Source organism: Rahnella sp. ChDrAdgB13 (assembly GCF_017655185.1).
In the GTDB taxonomy this organism is placed as follows: Bacteria; Pseudomonadota; Gammaproteobacteria; order Enterobacterales; family Enterobacteriaceae; genus Rahnella; species Rahnella contaminans.
In genome coordinates this window covers 22,239-28,318 of the sequence record NZ_JAEMGT010000089.1, presented here as the reverse complement: position 1 = coordinate 28,318, position 6,080 = coordinate 22,239, and the positions used below count along the sequence as shown (strand labels likewise).

Below are 6,080 nucleotides of genomic sequence, written 5' to 3'. Positions count from 1 at the left end.
CTCCGCATAATTTGGTTATTTATAGGGAGTACAATGACTTAATACAAGTTCATTTTAATGCGTAAGCCCTGGCGCGCTTACGCGCCCTCTGGGCCAGTTTGGCCGGCGAGCCCAAGGTGTTGACCGGCACTTACGGATATATGCCTTTAAACACCGTTTTCTTCCTCGGCTCCGACATGATCCCCTCCAGCGCCTCCACGCATTTCAGATAATGTGGCGTTATCTTGTGCGCCAGCACCGCTTCATTATCCCGGTAGGCTTCGTAGATGAAGAACTTTGTCGGTTCGTGTTCATCCTGCAACACGTCAAACCGCAGGTTGCCCTCTTCTTTTACCGCGCCCAGATGATTGGCGTGAAACACTTCCAGGAATTCGTCAATTTTGTCCGGTTTCACATTAATCTCAACCAGCGTCACTTCCATGATTTACCCCTTTTCACTCAGGAACAGTTCGTAGGCATGCGCCACGCTGGCGTTTTCATGCACCACCGCTTTGACCGCGTGCAGCATGGCGACCGGCGATTCAGACTGGAAGATGTTGCGGCCCATATCCACACCCGATGCGCCCTGATCGATGGCCTGATAACACATTTCAAGGGCCTCGCGTTCCGGCAGTTTCTTACCTCCGGCAATTACAATCGGTACCGGACAACCGGCGGCGATGCGCTCGAAACCGCTGTCCACGTAGTAAGTTTTGATGATGTTCGCGCCCATTTCTGCCGCAATGCGCGTTGCCAGAGAGAAATAACGCTGGTCGCGCGCCATGTCTTTGCCGACGCCGGTGACCGCCATCGTCGGCATACCGTAACGCATCCCCTGATCCACCAGCTGAATGATGTTTTTGATCGACTGATGTTCGTGTTCGCTGCCGATGTAAACCTGTGCGGCCATCGCGGCAACGTTCAGGCGCAGCGCGTCTTCAATGGCGACCGCCACCGTTTCGTTGGAAAGCTCAGTCAGGATCGAATTGCCGCCGGAGGCGCGCATCACGATCGGTTTATTGATGGCGGCGGGCACCACGCTGCGCAGCACGCCGCGGGTACACATCAGCACATCGGTATGCGGAAACAGCGGCGCAATATTGATGTCGATGCGTTCGAGGCCGGTGGTCGGCCCCTGAAAATATCCGTGATCAAACGCCAGCATGACGGTCCGGCCGGAATCCGGATTAAAAATCCGCGCCAGCCGGGACTGCATTCCCCAGTCGAGCTGTCCGCTGCCCTTGAGGAAAAACGCATGGTTATCCTGCGGCGTACCGATGCCGAAGTTTTTACCGTCTCTGATATCGTCCAAATCTGCCATTTCAGTATCTCCTTAGCTGCAAACCGTTATCGTCAGAAATCGTATTTCGCAATGTTGTCTTTGGTGAAGACCACGCGCTCAGGCAATAACACGATGCCGTTGCCTTTGGCCTCATACTGGTAGCCCTGCACGCTGTTCGGCACCACTTCCACCGCTCCGACGCCCGGCACATCCAGCTTGTCACCCACGTTAAGCTCGCCTTTTTTCAGCAACTGATCGGCGACGTAAACCGAAATTTTGCCCTGACTGACCACGTCCCACAGGCCGAACTGTTTCACCGTGCCGCGCTCAACGTACGGGCGCATAACGTTTGGTGTGCTGAAGCCGACAATGGTCACATTGGTGCGTTTAAGGTTTTCTGCCGCCTGCGCGGCGGCCGGTAATGCGTTGGCATCCGGCGCGATAATGGCGTCCAGATCGCTGTAAGATTTGAGGATCCCTTCGGCGGTTTGCAGTGATTTGGTCGCGTCGTTATAGCCATACTGCGTGGTGACCACCTCCCAGCCCGGATGCTCTTTGGCGATTTTGGCTTTCGCCTCTTTCACCCACTGGTTCTGGTCGGTGACCGTCGGGCTGGAGTAGAAGAACGCCACTTTGGCTTTTTCTTTGGTGACCTGGCTGGAGGTCATATCGACCAGCATGGAACCGAGCTGCTGCGGTGTGCCCTGATTGATGTAAATTGAGCGGCACTCCGGTTTGGTGTCGGAATCCCAGGTCAGCACTTTCACGCCGCGCTGCATGGCGCGTTTGAGCGCCGGGCACAGGCCGTCCGGAGAAACCGCCGCCACCACAATGGCGTTGTAGCCCTGATTGACGAAGTTATTGATCATCTGCACCTGACCGGACACGCTCGGTTCGGTCGGGCCATCGTAAGTGACATCCACGCCCAGCGCTTTGCCCGCCGCCGTTGCGCCGTTGCCACCGCTGGTGAAATAGCCGACACCCACCAGTTTCGGGATAAACGCGATACGTTCAGCGGCCTGCGCACTCAGGCACGCAAGGCTCACGGCGCTGGCGATCAGCATGGTTTTCAGCATTTTTGTATTCATCTTGCACCCCGGTTCATTTGGTGGATAAAGAAGGAGAAGACGCAGACCCGCGCTGGCGATAACGCTGGAAAACACTGCGGATAAGACCACGGTTGAGGCTGGCAGAACGGCCAATCACCACCAGAATCAGCAGCGCACCCGAAAGCGCGCTGGACACCTGGCTGGATACGCCGATCATCTGCAAACCCTGCTGTAAGTACCCGATCAGCAGCGTCGCCAGCGCCGTGCCGAGAATGGAACCTGAGCCGCCGTAAATATTGGCTCCGCCTAACACCACGGCGGTGATCGCGGGCATCAGCAAGGAGACGCCGAGATCAGAACGCGCGGAACCGAAATAGGAGGTCATGACGATCGCCGCCACCGCCGACGCCAGCCCGGTCATGCCGTATAACGCAAACGCCGTGCGGCTGACCGGCAGCGCGCCGTAGCGTGCCACGCGGGCATTCTGGCCGATAAGAAAGACGTTGCGGCCGGTGCGACTGCGGTGCATCAGCAGCCAGAAAAACAGCGTGGCGAGCAGGAAAATCAGCAGTGGCATCGGCAGGCCGAAAATCACCTGATTCGCAAAATTTGTAAACGCATCGGGGAAGTTACCGATTCCTTCAAAACCGGTCGCGCCCGCCAGCCCGGAAAGCAGTAAGGCGCTGCCGCCAAACAGGTATAGCGTGCCGAGGGTGATCACCAGCGGATTGACGCCGGTATAAAGAATGAGTGCCGCATTGAGCAGGCCGCAGGCCAGACCGAGCGCGAGCGTCAGAATGATAGCGACCACCAGCGGAATCCCCGCCTGACACAACACGCCCAGCGCGATGGCACACAATCCGATGGTCGAACCGAACGAAATATCAATGCCACCGCTGACAATCACCAGCGTTAACGGCAGCGCCACAATGCCGATAGTGATGAAGTCGCTGGTGCTGAACAGCAGCGTATTGGCATCCAGCATGCGCGGGTTTGCGATGCCGAATAGCGCAATTTCAAGGATCAGCAGCACCAGTAATGCTGCTTCCCAGCCGTAGTTGCGTAAGGAATTCATCACATCACCCCGCTTTTTTTACCGGTGCTTAACCGGCGTGTGAGATGTTTCGGCTGCGGGCTTTTATATCCGGCAGATTTCTTATGAACCGGCGGGCTGGCTGCCAGAAAACGGGCATATTTCTGGCGGCGCAGGTTTTTCTGCAAGGCCTGCCGCAACCGACCGTCGAGCACCAGAACGCCGAGCAATACCAGTCCGGCGATAAAATCGTTCCACCAGGCAGGCAGGCGCAGCAACACCAGAACGCTGTCGATTTGCGTCAGGAAATACGCGCCCAGCACTGCACCGAGAATCGAACCGGTACCGCCGAGCAGGCTGATCCCGCCCAGTACGCAGGCCGCGATGGCTTTCATTTCCAGCCCGCTGCCGGTCTGGTTAGGCACGAAACCGATTTGCGAGGCGAAAACAATCCCCGCGATGGCGGCCATCACGCCGTTGATGCCAAACGCGAGAATGCGCACCCGGTTAACCGCCACGCCGAGCTGGCGTGCGCCCTGTAAGTTATCGCCCACCGCGTAAAAGCTGCGGCCAAATGCCGTCCGGCTGAGTACACAGAACATCGCCACCAGCAGAACAATCACCAGCCAGCCGAGCGCGGAGACGTTAAGAAACACCGGGGCCGACAGGGATTTCAGCCCGGCGGGTAAGCCTTCAATCCATTTACCGCCGGTCATGAGCAACATCAGGCCGCGGTATAAACCGAGCGTCCCCAGCGTGGCAACAATCGCCGGGATGCGCAGCCAGGCGACCAGTACGCCGTTGAACAATCCCGCCAGCAAACCGGTGCCGAGCGTCAGCAGGCAAGCCAGCGTCAGGTCAACGCCGCTGTTAAGCAAAACGCCGAGCGTCACCGCGCAAAGGCCGGTGATTGACCCTACCGAGACGTCTATGTTGCGCGTCAGCATGACCAACGTTGCGCCCATCGCCAGCAGCATCAGGATCTGCGCGCTGCCGAAAATCATGCTCAGCGTCTGGAAGCTGAACGACTGGTTGTCCATCACGCCGAGCAGCGCAAACAGCGCAATAATCGCCATCAGCGCGGTCAGTTCACGGTTGTTTTGGATCCGCTTCAGCATGAGGTTCCTCCGGTGTCTGCCGTCTGGGGATGATTACCAAAGGCAATGTGCATGATGTTGTTAACGTTGATTTCACTGCCCTGCAATTCGCCACTCATTTCGCCCTGATGCATGACGAAAACGCGGTCGGCCAGCCCTTCTATTTCGTCCAGATCCGATGAAATCAGAATGACCGCGACGTTCTGTTCCACGACGTTTCGCAACAGCTGATAGATGTCGGCGCGGGCGGCAACGTCAACGCCGCGCGTCGGTTCATCGACAATCAGCACCGCCGGTTGCGCTTCCAGACATTTGGCAATGAGCAGTTTTTGCTGATTCCCGCCGGAGAGCGTGCGCGCCGTTTGTGCGCCGTTGCGATATCTGATGCCCAGCGCGCGGTGATAACGCTCCAGTACCGCCGCTTCACGTTTGATATTCAGCCACCAGCTTTGCCGGTTAAACGTCAGCGACGTGGTGTTCCAGCTCAGCGGCGCATCAAGGTATAAGCCGGACGCCTGCCGGTCTTCCGGCAGATAAACCAGCCCCTTTTTCAGGCGTTGTACGGTATTCAGCCCGCTGATGTCTTGCTGCATAAGAAGAACCTGACCACTTTGGGCATCACGCAGGCCGTAAAGCGTTTCCGCCAGTTCGGTGCGCCCTGCCCCCACAACGCCTGCCAGCCCGACGATTTCCCCGGCGCGGGCGCTAAAGGAAATATTGATAAACCCTTCACCGGTGAGATTAAGCACCTCTAAAACCGGCTCGCTCACCCCCCTGTTTCCTGCTGACGCCTGGCGACGCGTGCCGGGTAAATCCAGCCACAGTTTTTGTTCTGCCGGTAAGGCGGCATCCTGCGTGTGGGGTGTAATGGCACGAATTAAGGCGTCGTTATCCAATTCGGTGAGCGTACCGCTCAGGGCAATTTTGCCGTCGCGCATGACGCTGACACGGTCACTGATGGCGCGGATCTCAGGCAGTTTGTGCGAGATAAACACCACACCCACGCCGCCCGCCGTCAGATGACGAACCTGAGTGAATAAGCGGGCGGATTCCGCCGGTGTCAGCGAGGCGGTCGGTTCATCGAGGATCAGCAGACGGGCGTCGCGCATCAGCCCGCGCAGGATTTCCACCAGTTGCTGATCGGCGACTTCTAATGTGCCCGCCAGCGCGCCGAGCGGCAGATTGCAGCCCAGTTCCGTCAGGGTTTGTTGCAGCTTTTTCTCGCTGTTCTGATGCGCCGGTAAACGGAAGAGGATGTTTTCGCGCACGGTCAGGCTGGGAAATAGCATCGGTTCCTGCGGCACCAGATAGATTCCGGCCTGATGTGCTTTCGCAGGCGAGCGTGCCAGCAGCGGTTCACCGTTTAACAGCATCCTGCCGCAGTCTGCGGTTTCAACACCGGCAATGATTTTCATCAGCGTGGATTTCCCCGCGCCATTGCCGCCGAGCAGCGCATGCACTTCGCCACGTTGCAGGCTGAAATCGATATCTTTCAGCACCGCCACGCCGGAAAAGCTTTTACTGACACCGCTCACTTCCAGCAGTGGCGCGGCAGATATCGGGGAATGTGCTGAATGCTCGCTGTGTTGCATACATCAACCTCAGGCCGGATACATTTAATGAACAAATGTATTTATAAT

The 6,080-nt window shown here is 57.5% G+C and carries 6 protein-coding genes; all 6 read right to left on the bottom strand.

Features of this window, described 5'->3' with window-relative positions; translation table 11 throughout:
- Positions 1-130: 130 nt before the first annotated feature.
- The 6 genes from lsrG to lsrA are packed head-to-tail and all read right to left on the bottom strand — an operon-like array spanning position 131 to position 6,032.
- Positions 131-421, bottom strand: coding sequence for a (4S)-4-hydroxy-5-phosphonooxypentane-2,3-dione isomerase (lsrG, locus tag J8X26_RS20705; protein ID WP_208951822.1), 291 nt, complete (start codon positions 419-421; stop codon positions 131-133).
- Between the two features lie 3 nt (positions 422-424).
- On the bottom strand, positions 425-1,300 hold the full coding sequence (lsrF, locus tag J8X26_RS20700; protein ID WP_152326930.1) for a 3-hydroxy-5-phosphonooxypentane-2,4-dione thiolase: 876 nt from the start codon (positions 1,298-1,300) through the stop codon (positions 425-427).
- 32 nt (positions 1,301-1,332) lie between these two features.
- Entirely contained in the window at positions 1,333-2,337 is a 1,005-nt protein-coding gene (lsrB, locus tag J8X26_RS20695) for an autoinducer 2 ABC transporter substrate-binding protein LsrB (RefSeq protein WP_374101295.1), read from the bottom strand.
- A gap of 25 nt (positions 2,338-2,362) precedes the next feature.
- Positions 2,363-3,385, bottom strand: a complete 1,023-nt coding sequence (lsrD, locus tag J8X26_RS20690; protein WP_208951821.1) for an autoinducer 2 ABC transporter permease LsrD — start codon at positions 3,383-3,385, stop codon at positions 2,363-2,365.
- A complete protein-coding gene (gene lsrC / locus J8X26_RS20685; RefSeq protein ID WP_208951820.1) occupies positions 3,385-4,461 on the bottom strand; it encodes an autoinducer 2 ABC transporter permease LsrC in 1,077 nt (358 codons plus the stop codon). The genes lsrD and lsrC overlap by 1 nt, the downstream gene beginning before the upstream one ends.
- A complete protein-coding gene (gene lsrA / locus J8X26_RS20680) occupies positions 4,455-6,032 on the bottom strand; it encodes an autoinducer 2 ABC transporter ATP-binding protein LsrA (RefSeq protein ID WP_208951819.1) in 1,578 nt (525 codons plus the stop codon). The genes lsrC and lsrA overlap by 7 nt, the downstream gene beginning before the upstream one ends.
- Positions 6,033-6,080 lie beyond the last annotated feature (48 nt).